Below are 14,726 nucleotides of genomic sequence, written 5' to 3' on the forward strand. Positions count from 1 at the left end.
TAATTTAGTAGGTGTTCATATTTTATCCTGCTACTTTTCAATGATTAGACAAAACTAGTGCACTTACTGCTACTTTAAGTAGTTGCTATTTTAGGTCGTAGTGTATGTTTTAACACCTTTCCCGATGCATTGCGCGGAAGCTGCGCTAAAAATTCAATGTCAAAAGGTACTTTATATTTGGCAAGCTGTGTTTGACAATAAGCTAAAATCGTATCTTCCTCTAACACCTTTCCTTCCTTTAATACAACAAAGGCTTTTGGTACTTCACCGTATACTTCATGTGGTAAACCGACAACTGCTGCTTCTAAAATTTCTGGCAATTGATATAACACTTCTTCAATTTCAATTGGATAAATATTTTCCCCACCACGAATAATCATATCTTTTTTGCGATCCACTATATATAAGTAACCTTCTTCATCGAACCTTCCTAAATCACCTGAATAGAGCCAGCCATCTCGAATTGTTCGAGCCGTTTCTTCCTCATTGCGTAAATACCCTTTCATCACCTGTGGCCCTCTCACGCAAATTTCTCCAACCTCGCCTGCTGGTACAGTTTCTCCCAAACTATCTACTACACGAACTTCTGTCTGTGCTAACGGTTTGCCGACTGAACCGATTTTCGTCAATGCATCAGCGTCTAACAGTGATGTAGCAGCCGGTGAATTTTCAGTTTGTCCATATAAATTTTGCACGTTTACATTCGGTAATGCCTCTTTCACTTGCTTGACAAGTTCATATGGCATCGGAGCCGCCCCATAACATAATAGACGTAAATCGTTAAAACTATGATTCTTAAATGCAGGTGTATTTAATAGGATTGTATACATGGAAGGGACACCAAAGAAAATTGTTGCCTGCGTTTTGGCAAGCTGTTGTAAAGTATTGATAGGTGAAAAGCTTTCCTCTATAATTACGGTTCCACCTTTATAAAACATCGGCATCGCAAATACATGCAGTCCCGCACAATGAAACAATGGCGTACAAATAAACATTCTATCTTGAGCTGCCATATTCATTGATGCTGACCAAATAGCCGCCGTCGATGCAATATTTTGATGCGTGAGCATGACACCTTTCGGCTTGCCTGTCGTACCGGACGTATACATAACAACTGCCGTATCATTCGCATGTAATGGGATAATTGTTCTTTGAACCTGACAGTCTTCAATAACCTCTTTCATTTCCTTTAAGCCGATTATATGTTGAAATGGATAGCTAACATCCGCTAATATTTCGGCTATTCGCTCATCATAAATAAGCCCTTTTGCTTCAGAGTGTTTGACAATAAAGTCTACCTCCCGTGCTGCTAATTTCGTATTAATAGGCATTACAACAAAACCGGCTAACTGAATACCCATGTAAGCAATTAAAAATAAATCAGAATTAAGTGTATATAACGCAATGACATCGTCTTTTTCAAAGCCCTGTTGTTGCAAATACGCAGCAAATCTTTCTGTATGCTTATAAAACTCACTATACGTTACTTTTTGTTGTGCATAAATTGTCGCAATAGCATTTGGTTGCTGTGTAGCATAATGTTGTAAAATATCTGTCATAAACATCGTCATCATAAACCCCCTCATTATTTTTCGTTACTAACTAATCTTGTCCATACTTACAAGTAATAAAAGAAAATTATACTAACAAAATTCAGAAAATTTAGATTACACAAACTATTTTAACAAGCTAGTGACGTTGAAGCAATTTTCTACACATTCAAAATATGTAAAAGATGCCACAGAATATTCTTCGACGTATTATTTTTTCGTTTGTTTAGAACTAGATAGAAACAACAAGTGCTTTCATTGCTTTGCGAAAAACGCCTATAAAAGATTACTGAAATTCAATCAAAAAAATCTATTTGCAGTTGACTAGTATGGAAGTTTTCACTAGTGTAATAGCGACTATAACTAAAGCTATTGATTATATCGCTTCTTCTTTCAAGTCGATTGCCAATACTGCGAAAAATTTCTTTTCTAGTTTATTTTAGAAATTGGAAATATTTTAAAACGCTAAAATTGCGGACAATTTTAGCGTTTTAATTTTTAACAATCTTGTAGCCCATCCAGTAATTTTTGCATTTCATCAATTTGACAACATAGTGTTTGAATCATGCATTGAAGAATTGGTATTAACTCTTGGCATATGCAGAATCTTAAAACGTTTTGGGCGAGTCGTACACCTGCTTGATGGTGGACAATCATATCTTGTAGATAATTTACATTGATACTATTAGAAGTTGGTGGTGAGCATAATGCTTGGAACATCGTTTCAGCAATTTCTTTAAAGGTACACATATATTCATATAATTCATATTCTGAATTTTGGACGATACAGCATCTGTTTTGTATTGCTTCTAAATTATCTACTATTTCAGTATGCGTTTTGATCACTTCTAATGCGAAATTTTGAACGGGGATATTCGTTGTATATTGCAAAACATTTTCGGACATTTTAATGGCTGCGACTTGATGTGGAATAATTTGTTTGATGAAATTTTCGGATATGCTACATGTTATCGTGACATACGTCATCCCTTGCATCATCTTGTTGATTATTCTTTTGTTTTCCTCTAAATATGCCTGTGTTACATTACTAAGTGGAATTGGTTTGGTCATTAGACACACTCCTTTCAGAGTAATGTATGCCAAATAGGTTGTTGTGTGATAGACATTTGTACCACCAAAATCGCTAATAATGCCAAGGATCATCTATATCTCTTTATATGTATGTAAACAATTTTGACAAATGCACTTTTTAGATTCCTTAGAGATTGCCTTTAAAATACCTTCCGGAAATTTTTCCGTCATACACCAGCATGTCTTTTGACCTTCTACGCCACAATGATTTTCTTTCCCACATAAAGGGCAACGCTTTTCTTCATATTGCACTTCCAACACACTCCTTTCCATAATCATTGTACTGTACAATAAAAGGAGTACGACATACATTCTGTTCGCACTCCCTTAATTATCATTGCTTGCGCATAGATTGATTTATTTCCGCCTTTACTTCTTCACTGTTTGTATCACTATATTTGGCGGTACCAAACCCACCGTTCTTTGCTAAAACCTCTTTTACTTCATTATAAGATAAACCCGCTTGTGCATTTTTACGTTTTACTTCACTAATATTTGTACCGGACACCGTAAGCTGTTCTTCATTTATATTATGCAAGGAAACCCATCCTTTCTATAATTCATCAGGCTGCATTTCAATCAGTTCGTCTCCCTCTCTCTTCACTCTTTTATTCAGTTCTTCAATTGGGATAATATCAACCGTTTGCATATCTTCATGCAAATCAAAAATGCTAATTGTATCCGAATCAACCATATCTGGCTTGTCCTTACTTGATAAATTCATAAATATTTTCTTCTCATGTGGCACATTTTCTTTGTCCATGTTTGCTCACTCCTTTTCCATTAATGTGTGTAAACATGCAAAGATTATGCGTTTTATATTGTGACTGTTTTATCTACACGATGATATTCGCAAATTTGGATGACCGGTGCATTTAGATGGTAAAGAAATAATTGAATATAAAACAAATTAATAGGGTAATTGACAACTTAGTAGTTATAAAAGAACGAGCAAGATTGTCGTATATATTTTGGAGTGATGGTTATTTTTCATGTGGAAGATGTTTAAGAGGAATCTAAAATAATTGCTAAATAGAGTTGCAAGCACAAAGTCATATTGCGATTATGCTAAAAAACGATTAGCTCAGTATATTTAGTCATTTTTTTATTTAAAAGTTCGTTAATTTTATAATCAAGTTTGCTCTTATCAGCGTTACTTAATATAGGGGAGATGGTTAAACTTTCAACACCTTCGAAAAGATTATTATTATTTTCCATATTTATTAACAAATCATATTCTTGATAAAATATATTCTTCTTGAAAGCGTATAGGTTTAATGCGTAGGTTTGTATATTTGTTCCGTATTTAAATGTTAGGTATTCTGAAATACTTTCTTGTTCAATTTCAGATTCAGTAATAATCGCTATTGATACAGATTGTATCTTTTTTATTCTAAGTTGACTTATTGAGAGCAAATAGTAAAGAGCAAATATATCAATTTCTTTAATTTCAGGAAGAAAATTATATTGCTTAAATAACTTTAATGCAGCTTCTTTTACAAGAGCATAAAAAGGATGATTTTTACAAATATTTATGTAACCGCTTAACCCATTTAATCTATTATTAGTTCCTAAGCGTAAATCAATATAGTAGAGTTCTGTATATCTACTTAACCCTTCAACGAGTCTTATGTCCGAAGAGAAATTAAAATAAAAATTTTCAGATATATTATCTAAAAAATCAAAAATCATACTATAACGTAAATTAGTATCTTTTAAAGAATATATTTCATCTATCGTTGCCTTTCTTTTGCGTATTAAATAATTATATAAATTCGTTGCATAATAAATAATCTCATATTGTTTAATGTTTTTGTTCATATAATTAGGAAAAAAAGATTGTAGCTTTTTCGTTATATTTATATAAAGAGAGTTTTCTTCAGTAGGGAAATTTTTATATTGTATATACTTTGAAAGTCGATTCCTAATATGCATAATCTCCATGGAAATTGACAATTTCCGTAGACCTTGTGGTGTCAAATTGAAATTATTCTCAACACAAATTTCATCAATTTTCTTCACAAAGAGTTCTTTGTCAAAAAATCTTATTTCTGATAAAGAACGAGATAAATAAAAGTCATAAAACTGTTGCATCAAATTTCTAATAGTTTTTTCATCACCTTGAATCGTTAGCACTGGAGTAGTTACTAATTGTAATTTATATTCTTGTAGCCACTCTTTTATAACTTTAAATTTACGGTATACTGTGGATTTGCTCATATTAAGAGTATTGATTATTTCATTTATAGAATATATATTTTTTTCAAAAAGCAATGTTATTATTTTCAAAAATATATTCTCTTTATATAGTATTTTCAGCATATCGTCTATAAGTGAAGGAGAAACTATATCTACATGGACTTCCCCAGATTTTATCGAAAAACTTGTGCTACTTAATGTCTCCATTAAAAATTGAAGTTCTTTTTCTATAGTTGCTCGTCCAACTTGTAAATGTTCTGCCAACTCATCAATCTTTGCTTCTCCGCTGTTAAAATGAAGATAAATCAGTATTTTTTCTGGACGATCTAAAAACCTTTCCATAGTCTATCAGCTCCTTTTTATTTTATCAATATACTAAATTTTAAAATTAAAACACTCCGATACTAAAAGTTTCTTAAAAAATATAAAGACAAAGCCATTAGCGACTTTGCCTTTATATCGAGGGTATGAATAGTAGTTTATTGCAATATATTAAAGTAATTTTCTGAAGATGAATTTTTATTGCATATACCGCCTAATTACTCTTCCTCTGATAAGAAGAGTTCCCACTCAATATCTAACAGAATCTCATTTAATTCTTCTAATGCTTCTGCCTCTAGTAAATCAACTACTAGGTCTGCTTCCTCCTCCGATAATTCTCCGAGTAACGCATCTGCCTCTAGCAAATCAAAATCGATAAACTAACGCATCTGCCTCCAGCAAATCAACTACTAGGTCTGCTTCCTCCTCCGATAATTCTCCGAGTAACGCATCTGCCTCTAGCAAATCAACTACTAGGTCTGCTTCCTCCTCCGATAAATCTCCGAGTAACGCATCTGCCTCTAGCAAATCAACTACTAGGTCTGCTTCCTCCTCCGATAATTCTCCGAGTAACGCATCTGCCTCTAGCAAATCAACTACTAGGTCTGCTTCCTCCTCCGATAAATCTCCGAGTAACGCATCTGCCTCCAGCAAATCAACTACTAGGTCTGCTTCCTCCTCCGATAATTCTCCGAGCAAATAACGCATCTGCGATAATTCTCTAGCAAATCAACTACTAGGTCTGCTTCCTCCTCCGATAAATCTCCGAGTAACGCATCTGCCTCTAGTAAATCAACTACTAGGTCTGCTTCCTCCTCCGATAATTCTCCGAGTAACGCATCTGCTTCCAGCAAATCAACTACTAGGTCTGCTTCCTCCTCCGATAAATCTTCTAGTAACGCATCTGCCTCTAGTAAATCAACTACTAGGTCTGCTTCCTCCTCCGATAATTCTCCGAGTAACGCATCTGCTTCCAGCAAATCAACTACTAGGTCTGCTTCCTCCTCCGATAAATCTTCTAGTAACGCATCTGCCTCTAGCAAATCAACTACTAGGTCTGCTTCCTCCTCCGATAAATCTCCTAGTAACGCATCTGCTAGTTCTAAATCATCCTCTGTTACTTCTGGTACCGTTGTTACTTCTGGTACTGTTGTTACTTCTGGTGTTGTCGTTACTTTTGGTGCTGTTGTTACTTCTGGTGTTGTTGTTACTTCTGATGCTGTTGTTACTTCTGGTGTTGTTGTTACTTCTGGTGCTGTTGTTACTTCTGGTGTTGTTGTTACTTCTGGTGCTGTTGTTACTTCTGGTGTTGTTGTTACTTCTGATGCTGTTGTTATTTCTGGTGTTGTTGTTACTTCTGGTGCTGTTGTTACTTCTGGTGTTGTTGTTACTTCTGGTGTTGTTGTTACTTCTGGTGCTGTTGTTACTTCTGGTGCTATCGGTGTTGCTGGTTCATCTTTAATAAAAAAGACTTCTTCGTTTTCGCCAATATTACTTGCTTCAAGAGCTGCCAGCAGTTTAGTAATATCAAATGTTTCTCCATATCTATTTACTACCCACTCGACAAATTTATTGTTCTTACTTAGAGCTTTCAGCTTCTCTTCAACACTGTTTTCTGAAAGAACCAAGAATGTAGCTAACAGATTAGTCTTCTCCGAATCTCCATAAATTTTTACCGTATGGTAATTCAACTCAATAGGCGTAACAGTACCCTCCTTAAGCACATCAAATTTCCCGACTGGTTGTAATTTTTTATGAGCATCTGCTCTTTGACGTTCGGCGTCTGGTAAATCTGTTAAATCATAGATGATATATGCCCCCGTTACTCCTACTGTCATCTCATCAGTCGCTAGTACTCTTGTATAAAATGCACCGCTTGGTTCATGGACTAAACGATAAGTTCTGTTCTTCCATTGATGATTAGTTACTTCTTCACCGTCTACCAACATTTTAATGTCAATGGATTTAGGAGAGGCTTCAGTGGCAATTGGAGCTACTATTGCTGGTGTTACTACTACTGCTGCTGCTGCAAAAATTGCTGGTGTTTTATATCTTTTTTTCTTTCTTTTCATCTCTACATGTATCCTTTCCTTATTTTCATTGTATTTCTGATAGAAAGAATAATAAATTTTTCAGGTCACGTAAGACCTTCTTTTTTTATTTTTATTTTTTTTTTGAGACAATTAAATAAAGTTAAACCGATTTTTTATATTAAATATTACAAAAAAAGGTTTTATAATCTAATTTATTAATTTACAATTACACTTTTTAAATACAATTACTTATTAACGATTTTTTTAAGATTAAAATCTATTGATATAAAAATCATATTTTTTAATTTGAATTTTTTTTTTGATAAAATGTGAAAACATATTTAAGATTTAACAAGTAATGTAGCCGAAAAAGTGGGTAAAAACCGTGGATTGTGGAATGGAAAAATATTGATTGTTATTCCCATTGAAGAAGTAGGATGGAGGATTTGGTCCAACACATACTCTATAGAAAACTGGACTTAAACTGTCCAGTTGCTATAGGTTGAATTGTAGGCTGATACAAGTTATTCAAACATATAGGATAAACTCACATCAATTTGCTTTTTATACATTATAAAGGCTCAAGCGCTTCCCTCTTTCTATAATTCATCAGGCTGCATTTCACTCAGCTAATCTCCCTTTTCACCTTTTTATTGAGCTCTTCACCGTTTGCATCTCTTCATGCAAGTCAAAAATGCTAATTGTATCTGAATCAACCATATCTGTGTAAACATCTAACGATTATGTGTTCTACATTTTGACTGTTTTATCTACACGATGATATTCAGAAATTTGAATGACCCGAACATCCCTTGTATGCAATTCATGATAAATCCCTCTGCTGTCTGTAAATGTAATATATTGATCGCGCTCACTTTCAACCAATTGTTGCGCTTTTTCCTGTGACTCTATATGGATAAATCGTCTTACATAATGCAGCTCATTAAAAAAATAGGTTATTTTAAATTCTTTCATATTAAACAACTCCTTCATTCATGCACTTATCATATCCAATCTTGAATTCGTCATCCTCTGTCAGCTTTTACTGACAAGTTTGAATACCTTCAAAAGTATAAGATTGAAGACTTAAGCAATACTAAAAATTATCGTAATACATTTATACGGAGGTAATAACATTGACTGTAACAAAAAATGCATTATCTATTTTTGCTCTTGGTGGCATCAATGAAATCGGTAAAAATATGTATGTTATACAATACGCTGACGATTTGTTAATTGTCGATTGCGGTGCGAAGTTTCCGGATGAAAGCCTACTTGGTATTGATCTAATCATTCCAGATATCACTTATTTACAGGAGCATAAAGAAAAAATAAAAGGATTGATTGTTACTCATGGACACGAAGATCATATAGGTGGCATTCCATACCTCTTAAAAAAAATAAATGTTCCTATTTATGGTACTCGTTTTACATTAGGCTTAATCGAACTAAAACTAAAGGAACATAAACTTTTAAGAGAGACAGAATTAATTGAGATTGGCTCTGATTCAGCTTTACATTTCGGTCAAATTGACGTTAGTTTTTTCAGAACAAATCATAGTATACCTGACTGTCTAGGAATCGTTTTTCAAACACCCGAAGGAAATGTTGTACACACGGGCGATTTCAAGTTTGATTTAACACCTGTAAATAATCAATTTGCTGATATTCATAAGATGGCTGAGGTTGGTACACAAGGTGTATTAGTATTAATTTCTGAAAGTACCAACGCTGAACGACCGGGCTTAACACCGTCAGAAAAACTGGTAGGTCATCATATTGAAGAAGCCTTTCTACATGCTGAACGCAAAGTTATTATTTCTACCTTTGCTTCCAATGTGAATCGTATTCAGCAAATTGTAGATGCCACAATCGTAACGAATCGTAAACTAGCACTATTAGGTCGCAGCATGGTAAATGTTGTAGATGTCGCTTTAGAGCGAGGATATTTAACAATACCGGAAGATTTGTTAATAGATGCCCGTGAAGTAAAGTACCTCCCACCAGAAGATGTCGTTGTTTTATGTACAGGTAGTCAAGGGGAACCATTAGCAGCTCTTGCCCGTTTAGCTAGTGGCAACCATCGAGAAGTGAAGATTTTACCAGATGATACCGTTATTTTAGCCGCCTCTCCAATACCAGGAAATGAAAAAGGTGTTTCTCGAATTGTCGATAATTTATTTCAGCTTGGGGCTAAGGTGATTTATGGTTCATCCAGTAACACTGGCATGCATGTTTCTGGACATGGTTATCAAGAAGATTTAAAACTAATGCTGACACTAATGAAACCGAAGTTTTTTATTCCGATTCATGGTGAATTTCGCATGTTACACCAACACCGTTTGTTAGCAGAATCTGTTGGTGTTAAAAGAGGACATACCTTTATTATTAAAAACGGAGACGTTGTCGATATTGAAAATGCTAAAGCGAGGCAAACGCGAAAAATTCCATCTGGCGATACGTATGTAGATGGTATTGGCATTGGAGAAGTTGAAGGCATCGTATTACGTGACCGTAAACAACTATCAGAGGATGGCATGCTCGTTATCGTGTTAACGCTTAGTAAGGCAGATGGGTCGATTATTTTAGAACCTGATACCATTTCACGGGGATTTGTTTATGCTAAAGAATCAGAGGATCTTCTTCTTAAAGTAAATGTTCTTGTAAAAGCAACCATTGGTGAACTACAAGAGGAAAGCAAGCAGCAACTGTTTGTTTTAAAACGGGAAATAAAAAAGGCTGTCGGCCAGTATCTTTTTTCACAGACGAAACGTAAACCAATGATTTTACCTATTATTATTGAAATTTAACTATTTAAAAGTCGGTGTAAGCTTCACTTCTTTAGTGATTACACCGACTTTTCTATTTTATTTGCCTATTAGGATGTATTGTTCAACCGAAATAGCTCTCCTGTAAAAATTTTATGCAGTGTGTAATTATAATACATTTGTAGTTGGTCAAAGCCGTCATTTAACTGTCTAGTATGTTGTTCCGTTTGCTGCGCAATATTACCAATATGCAGTGGTAACTCCTCTACAGCCGTTAGTAAAGATTTTTTATTTTTCAATAGTTGTTGACTTGTTTTTAATAGTTTGACAATGTTCGTTTGCATTTCAAGTGAAGGTATATCTATTAGAATATGATGCAACTGTCTCCAGTCTGTATTTGGTTGATACCAACTAAAAAAATAGTATAAATAATCGCTTAAAATAATGGATTCATTTGGAATAATCGCGACAACATCATGTGCTATATACGCTACATTTTCACATTGAAATATATGCTTGTTAGCACCATCTAGGCTATTTTTTTCAAATACAATTGTTTTTGCGGGAACCTTCGCCCATTTCCATTGATCTATCGCACTATCCAATTGAGATAATCGATGAATATCTTCGCCAAGAGACAACCATTTTAACTTTTCTGCGGTAATAAGCGGTTGATTTACTTTTGAGAAATTTGGAATATAAGGTGTTGTTCTAGCAACAATAAGAGCTATTTCATCTAGTCTATAACGCTTCAACACGTTTAGATCCTCCATTCTTCACAATATGCCATCCTCACATAAATAATTGTTAACGCCTGATTTTAGTGAATAAAATGATAGATATTTCCTCAATTAGCATTCATATAGTGATTATTGTACCATTTTAATGTAATATTATCTATATTGTATAACTTTAATGGTATATGCATTTTCTTTGTTTTTCACTAGCTTTTTACATAGAGGTGAATGATATGTCAGACTTTTTAAAGCTAGTAGGTGAACAACTCCGTATCATTAGAGTTTCCAAAGGGCTTAGTCAAGAAGAAGTTGCAGAGAGAACGGGGAAGTTAGGTTTTAGTAAAGGTCGCATTTCAAATATTGAGCATGGGCAATCTAATATTACGTTAAGTACATTGGAAATGCTTATGAAGGCGTTAGATATTGCACCTGAAGAACTCTTTAATTTCCAACGATTATCGGGTGTTACTGATATTGAAGAGAAAAATCTTATGCTTGACATTCATCGCTCATTATTAAGAGAGCGCAATTTAGACGAAGTAAAATATGTAGTACGCATCACAAGAGATTTTCTAAATACCATTGATGCGCAAACAAAGAAAAACAGCTCTAATGTTGAATAACATTAGAGCTGTTTGACTGTAAACACGGGTTGCCTTGCAAGATTTAATGTGTTGATTGATTTCCGCTACGTGCGGGGTCTTAAGTCTCACGCTTATCCCGCAGGAGTCGAGCAACCCTTCACTACAATCATATGTGGGTGCCAGTCACTCACACAATTTTCTGCGATGAGTGGAGGGCGCAACACCCAAGCAGGAACAGCACGAGCCGCAAAAATTAGTTGAAGCCGTGCCTGCGGAATGGGAGCGCATAGAACGGAAATCAATAGCTTACGTTGTGCCCGCGGGAAACTACCGTCATTAGCGGACATCGACGGTCACAGTACTCTCATTCCCCTATTCTCCTTCCATCCCAAACTTCTGTCGATAGCCACATTTTCTACATAGCTCTTCGACCGCTTCTCGTCTTGAAAAGCCTTCTACTATATTATTGGCACGCTCACCTTCTACAATTTCACTAAAGGATTGCTCATGAACATTGCCTAAGTTAATAACACCCTCTCCATCAAGGCAGCAAGGTACAACTGTGCCATCTACAAGAATAGCTGCTTGGCTACGTAACGCATGGCAAAAGCCTTTCCCTTCATCCTCTGGAGCAAGTAGACTTGGCCATCTAAATTCATGGTCTTGATTTAAATAAATATTGTTCGCAATTTTTACACCCTTACCAGGCTGCACTTTTTCTTCGATTCGAAAATCGAGATTATATTCATTTTCTATAATTTCAAGCGTCTCACGGTTTCTTCTTGCGGCTAAATCTGAAATATGATCCTGTTGTAAATTCCACAAACGATACGAAATAATCGTATTAAATTTGCTTGCTTCACGCACAAATTCTAAAATATCCCCTAAATATTTTTCACGATTTTCAGACCCCTCATGCCCATCAAAGCTGTGTAATGAAAAATTGATTTGACGTAATGCAGGCTTTCCTAGTAACTTTTCGCGATTTTTTTTAATCAGCGTACCATTCGTTGTAATATTGACCTTAAAGCCTTTTTCATGAGCCGCATCCAAAAGCTGATGAATACGTGGATGTAAAAGTGGTTCACCCTTTACATGCAAATAAATGTATTTCGTATGTGGGCGTATTTCATCCAATATTTTATTAAATTGTTCTACCTTAATAAGTCCCTTTGCACGCTCAGTTGGCGGGCAGAAACTACAAGCTAAATTACAAACACTTGTTATTTCTATATAAACCTTTTTAAATGTTTTCAACGTTTATTCACCGTTCCAGTTCCATAGATATTCATATAATCTTATTCATTTTAACAAATTTTCACGATGACGCGCAGAAATTCATGATGGATACCCTAAATGAAATGTTTCTATCATGACTTTTTACTACTTTCACACATAGCAACAAATAATTTTCTTCATATTCTCTGTCGATATAAGGCTACACGTACAAGTAAATTTTTAATAATTTAATACTTTAATAATAATACTGAAAAGAAAGGAGTGGAAACTATGACAGGTTTTTATAATTCTCCGAAACATTCAAATCACTCGGAGGATCCTGAAAGAGAAAGCTCTAATAAACAAGCGAAAAATAACGTAACAATAAATATTACATTTAATATTGGCAATACCGAAAACCATTTTGAGCAAAGGGCTGAAGGTGGCGGTCAAATTAATAAAGATGTTGGAACAAATGCCAACCAAGGTGGGCAAAACGCGCTAAATCACAGTCAAACTAGAAATCTAAATTCTCAGTTTGCGGATGGCAATGGCAGAAGTGGAATTGCTGGAGATGATAACGATGAGGCGGGTGGACAACAAGGTATTAAAGTTCGGGATAGTTTAGTTATTGATAGCGATATCCATTCGCACGCTAGTCAGTCTCAAGATGTTGAAGAAGGGCTACTAGATACAGTACCTGAAGAACAACCATCTAACAGCGACCACAATGAATAAAAGTTCGAAGCCATTGCTAACTAAAAAAGTAAAACTTCTATCTGTAGGTACTTTCATCCTACCTGATAGAAGCTTTGCTTTAAACAGAACGCTTATAATTTTTTGTACCATCATACGAATAAAGCATTGGCTTTCCTTCAACATACGTCTCTAAATGCACAGGACGCCCCCACAATTGATAAATATATGGCAAGACATTTTCTAAATAATGTGGATCTAGTTCCGTTCCTTCATAACCATGTACCAAATATAATTCACCATTTCGCAGGTAATCGCCATTTTTCACAACGATATATGGGAATCCTCCATTAACGCGCATTGATACAAGCTGGTCACGCACCATTTCATGATCCTTATCTGTTATACGATATTCATTGCCCTTTTTTTGAAACAAATACAAATCTTCTTGCTTGGCTAAATCCTTTGTTAAATAGTTGCGAATAAAAGAAATATCCGATTCAATTTCTCGCACCTCAAACATCTTTTCACGCCCTGTGTTCGGTAGAACGCCTAATCTGCGCATTTCTTCACTTGGGTTATTATAGCGTTTTTCAATATCCTCAAATATTTTCAAACCTAAATAATATGGATTAATCGATGTTTTTGATGGTTGCACAACCCCTGCGTTTAATTTGGCATATTCAATTGTCTCCACTGTAGTTAAATTAAGTTCGCGCATAATTCGTTGATGCCAATAAGAAGCCCATCCTTCATTCATTATTTTGGTTTCTAATTGCGGCCAAAAATATAGCATTTCCTCACGCATCATCGTTAAAATATCTCGCTGCCAGTCCTCAAGCTCCCGACTATGCTCCTCAATAAACAGTAATAAATCTTTTTCCGGTTTTAATGGAAACTGTTTAATTTTTCTACGTACTGGTCTCTGCTCTTTTTCTTTCGTATCTAAATTCCAAAGATCATCGTACGGTGATTTGGCAGTAATCACGTCTTCTTCATCTTGTTCATCATCTTCGGATGACAGCTTTGGTCTTAATAAGGAAGGGTCGATATGTTCTTGAATGGCTAAAATCGCATCTAAAAACTGTTCCACCTCTTCCTTGCCATATTCTCTTTCATAACTGGCAATACGCTCTGCTGTCGCTGTCATACTCTCGACCATATCGCGTCTTGTATTAGAAAATCGCACATTGTTTTTAAAGAAATCACAGTGCGCTAATACATGCGCAATAATTAGCTTATTTTGTGTAAGTGAATTCGTATCAAGTAAAAATGCATAGCACGGATTGGAGTTAATTACGAGCTCATAAATTTGACTTAATCCTAAATCATATTGCAGTTTCATCTTATGAAATTGCTTGCCAAAGCTCCAGTGGGAAAAACGAGTAGGCATACCATATGCGCCAAATGTATAAATAATATCTGCAGGACATATTTCATAACGCATCGGGAAAAAATCTAAACCAAACCCTGTTGCAATCTCTGTTATTTCATCAATCGCACGGTGAAGCTCCTTCTCCATTTTTCA

Annotated in this window: 16 protein-coding genes; 3 read left to right on the forward strand and 13 right to left on the reverse strand. The window is 35.1% G+C overall.

The genetic code is table 11. From position 1 onward, the window contains the following. Nucleotides 1-74: 74 nt before the first annotated feature. The 10 genes from MHH88_RS19265 to MHH88_RS19310 all read right to left on the reverse strand — a co-directional run bounded on the left by MHH88_RS19265 (nt 75) and on the right by MHH88_RS19310 (nt 8,170). Nucleotides 75-1,571 (reverse strand): long-chain fatty acid--CoA ligase, encoded by a 1,497-nt coding sequence (locus MHH88_RS19265; protein ID WP_339263126.1) that lies wholly within the window; start codon nt 1,569-1,571, stop codon nt 75-77. 477 nt (nt 1,572-2,048) lie between these two features. Further along, nucleotides 2,049-2,621, reverse strand: a complete 573-nt coding sequence (locus MHH88_RS19270) for a DUF305 domain-containing protein (RefSeq protein ID WP_339260075.1) — start codon at nt 2,619-2,621, stop codon at nt 2,049-2,051. 93 nt (nt 2,622-2,714) lie between these two features. Then, complete coding sequence (locus MHH88_RS19275; protein WP_339260077.1) at nt 2,715-2,954, reverse strand: cysteine-rich CWC family protein; 240 nt, start codon at nt 2,952-2,954, stop codon at nt 2,715-2,717. 22 nt (nt 2,955-2,976) lie between these two features. Further along, nucleotides 2,977-3,180, reverse strand: coding sequence for a gamma-type small acid-soluble spore protein (locus tag MHH88_RS19280; RefSeq protein ID WP_339260079.1), 204 nt, complete (start codon nt 3,178-3,180; stop codon nt 2,977-2,979). A gap of 15 nt (nt 3,181-3,195) precedes the next feature. Then, nucleotides 3,196-3,405 (reverse strand): hypothetical protein, encoded by a 210-nt coding sequence (locus MHH88_RS19285; protein WP_339260081.1) that lies wholly within the window; start codon nt 3,403-3,405, stop codon nt 3,196-3,198. A 305-nt stretch (nt 3,406-3,710) separates the two neighbouring features. Next, the gene (locus MHH88_RS19290; RefSeq protein WP_339260083.1) at nt 3,711-5,183 is read right to left on the reverse strand and encodes a helix-turn-helix domain-containing protein; all 1,473 of its coding nucleotides are present in this window, start codon (nt 5,181-5,183) and stop codon (nt 3,711-3,713) included. 197 nt (nt 5,184-5,380) lie between these two features. Then, nucleotides 5,381-5,527: a hypothetical protein gene (locus MHH88_RS19295; protein ID WP_339260085.1), complete on the reverse strand. Its 147-nt coding sequence runs from the start codon at nt 5,525-5,527 to the stop codon at nt 5,381-5,383. A gap of 1 nt (nt 5,528) precedes the next feature. Continuing rightward, on the reverse strand, nt 5,529-5,870 hold the full coding sequence (locus tag MHH88_RS19300) for a hypothetical protein (RefSeq protein ID WP_339260086.1): 342 nt from the start codon (nt 5,868-5,870) through the stop codon (nt 5,529-5,531). After that, complete coding sequence (locus tag MHH88_RS19305; RefSeq protein ID WP_339260088.1) at nt 5,825-7,234, reverse strand: hypothetical protein; 1,410 nt, start codon at nt 7,232-7,234, stop codon at nt 5,825-5,827. The genes MHH88_RS19300 and MHH88_RS19305 overlap by 46 nt, the downstream gene beginning before the upstream one ends. A gap of 711 nt (nt 7,235-7,945) precedes the next feature. Continuing rightward, a complete protein-coding gene (locus tag MHH88_RS19310) occupies nt 7,946-8,170 on the reverse strand; it encodes a hypothetical protein (RefSeq protein WP_339260090.1) in 225 nt (74 codons plus the stop codon). A 161-nt stretch (nt 8,171-8,331) separates the two neighbouring features. On the opposite strand from MHH88_RS19310, the gene MHH88_RS19315 reads away from it, so the two are divergent. Then, a complete protein-coding gene (locus tag MHH88_RS19315) occupies nt 8,332-10,005 on the forward strand; it encodes a ribonuclease J (RefSeq protein ID WP_069509698.1) in 1,674 nt (557 codons plus the stop codon). A 68-nt stretch (nt 10,006-10,073) separates the two neighbouring features. On the opposite strand, the gene MHH88_RS19320 is transcribed toward MHH88_RS19315, so the two are convergent. After that, on the reverse strand, nt 10,074-10,721 hold the full coding sequence (locus tag MHH88_RS19320; protein WP_339260093.1) for a restriction endonuclease subunit S: 648 nt from the start codon (nt 10,719-10,721) through the stop codon (nt 10,074-10,076). A 212-nt stretch (nt 10,722-10,933) separates the two neighbouring features. Here MHH88_RS19320 and MHH88_RS19325 point away from each other — a divergent pair, with 212 nt between their 5' ends. Next, complete coding sequence (locus MHH88_RS19325; protein ID WP_024364503.1) at nt 10,934-11,323, forward strand: helix-turn-helix transcriptional regulator; 390 nt, start codon at nt 10,934-10,936, stop codon at nt 11,321-11,323. Between the two features lie 333 nt (nt 11,324-11,656). Here MHH88_RS19325 and MHH88_RS19330 read toward each other — a convergent pair whose 3' ends face one another. Next, the gene (locus tag MHH88_RS19330; RefSeq protein ID WP_069509692.1) at nt 11,657-12,541 is read right to left on the reverse strand and encodes a radical SAM/SPASM domain-containing protein; all 885 of its coding nucleotides are present in this window, start codon (nt 12,539-12,541) and stop codon (nt 11,657-11,659) included. 252 nt (nt 12,542-12,793) lie between these two features. Between MHH88_RS19330 and MHH88_RS19335 the strand changes: the two genes are divergently transcribed. Next, nucleotides 12,794-13,240 (forward strand): hypothetical protein, encoded by a 447-nt coding sequence (locus MHH88_RS19335; RefSeq protein WP_069509689.1) that lies wholly within the window; start codon nt 12,794-12,796, stop codon nt 13,238-13,240. Nucleotides 13,241-13,319: 79 nt separating this feature from the next. On the opposite strand, the gene MHH88_RS19340 is transcribed toward MHH88_RS19335, so the two are convergent. Next, the gene (locus MHH88_RS19340; RefSeq protein WP_069509686.1) at nt 13,320-14,720 is read right to left on the reverse strand and encodes a SpoVR family protein; all 1,401 of its coding nucleotides are present in this window, start codon (nt 14,718-14,720) and stop codon (nt 13,320-13,322) included. Between the last annotated feature and the right edge of the window lie 6 nt (nt 14,721-14,726).

This window comes from Lysinibacillus sp. FSL K6-3209, from assembly GCF_037976175.1.
Classification (GTDB): domain Bacteria; phylum Bacillota; class Bacilli; order Bacillales_A; family Planococcaceae; genus Lysinibacillus; species Lysinibacillus sphaericus_D.

Bases quoted from the DNA above. Each gene is read 5' to 3' on its own strand.
- MHH88_RS19265 (WP_339263126.1), bottom strand. From the start codon at position 1,571: ATGACGATGTTTATGACAGATATTTTACAACATTATGCTACACAGCAA.
- MHH88_RS19270 (WP_339260075.1), bottom strand. From the start codon at position 2,621: ATGACCAAACCAATTCCACTTAGTAATGTAACACAGGCATATTTAGAG.
- MHH88_RS19275 (WP_339260077.1), bottom strand. From the start codon at position 2,954: ATGTATGTCGTACTCCTTTTATTGTACAGTACAATGATTATGGAAAGG.
- MHH88_RS19285 (WP_339260081.1), bottom strand. From the start codon at position 3,405: ATGGACAAAGAAAATGTGCCACATGAGAAGAAAATATTTATGAATTTA.
- MHH88_RS19290 (WP_339260083.1), bottom strand. From the start codon at position 5,183: ATGGAAAGGTTTTTAGATCGTCCAGAAAAAATACTGATTTATCTTCAT.
- MHH88_RS19300 (WP_339260086.1), bottom strand. From the start codon at position 5,870: ATGCGTTATTTGCTCGGAGAATTATCGGAGGAGGAAGCAGACCTAGTA.
- MHH88_RS19305 (WP_339260088.1), bottom strand. From the start codon at position 7,234: ATGAAAAGAAAGAAAAAAAGATATAAAACACCAGCAATTTTTGCAGCA.
- MHH88_RS19310 (WP_339260090.1), bottom strand. From the start codon at position 8,170: ATGAAAGAATTTAAAATAACCTATTTTTTTAATGAGCTGCATTATGTA.
- MHH88_RS19325 (WP_024364503.1), top strand. From the start codon at position 10,934: ATGTCAGACTTTTTAAAGCTAGTAGGTGAACAACTCCGTATCATTAGA.
- MHH88_RS19335 (WP_069509689.1), top strand. From the start codon at position 12,794: ATGACAGGTTTTTATAATTCTCCGAAACATTCAAATCACTCGGAGGAT.
- MHH88_RS19340 (WP_069509686.1), bottom strand. From the start codon at position 14,720: ATGGAGAAGGAGCTTCACCGTGCGATTGATGAAATAACAGAGATTGCA.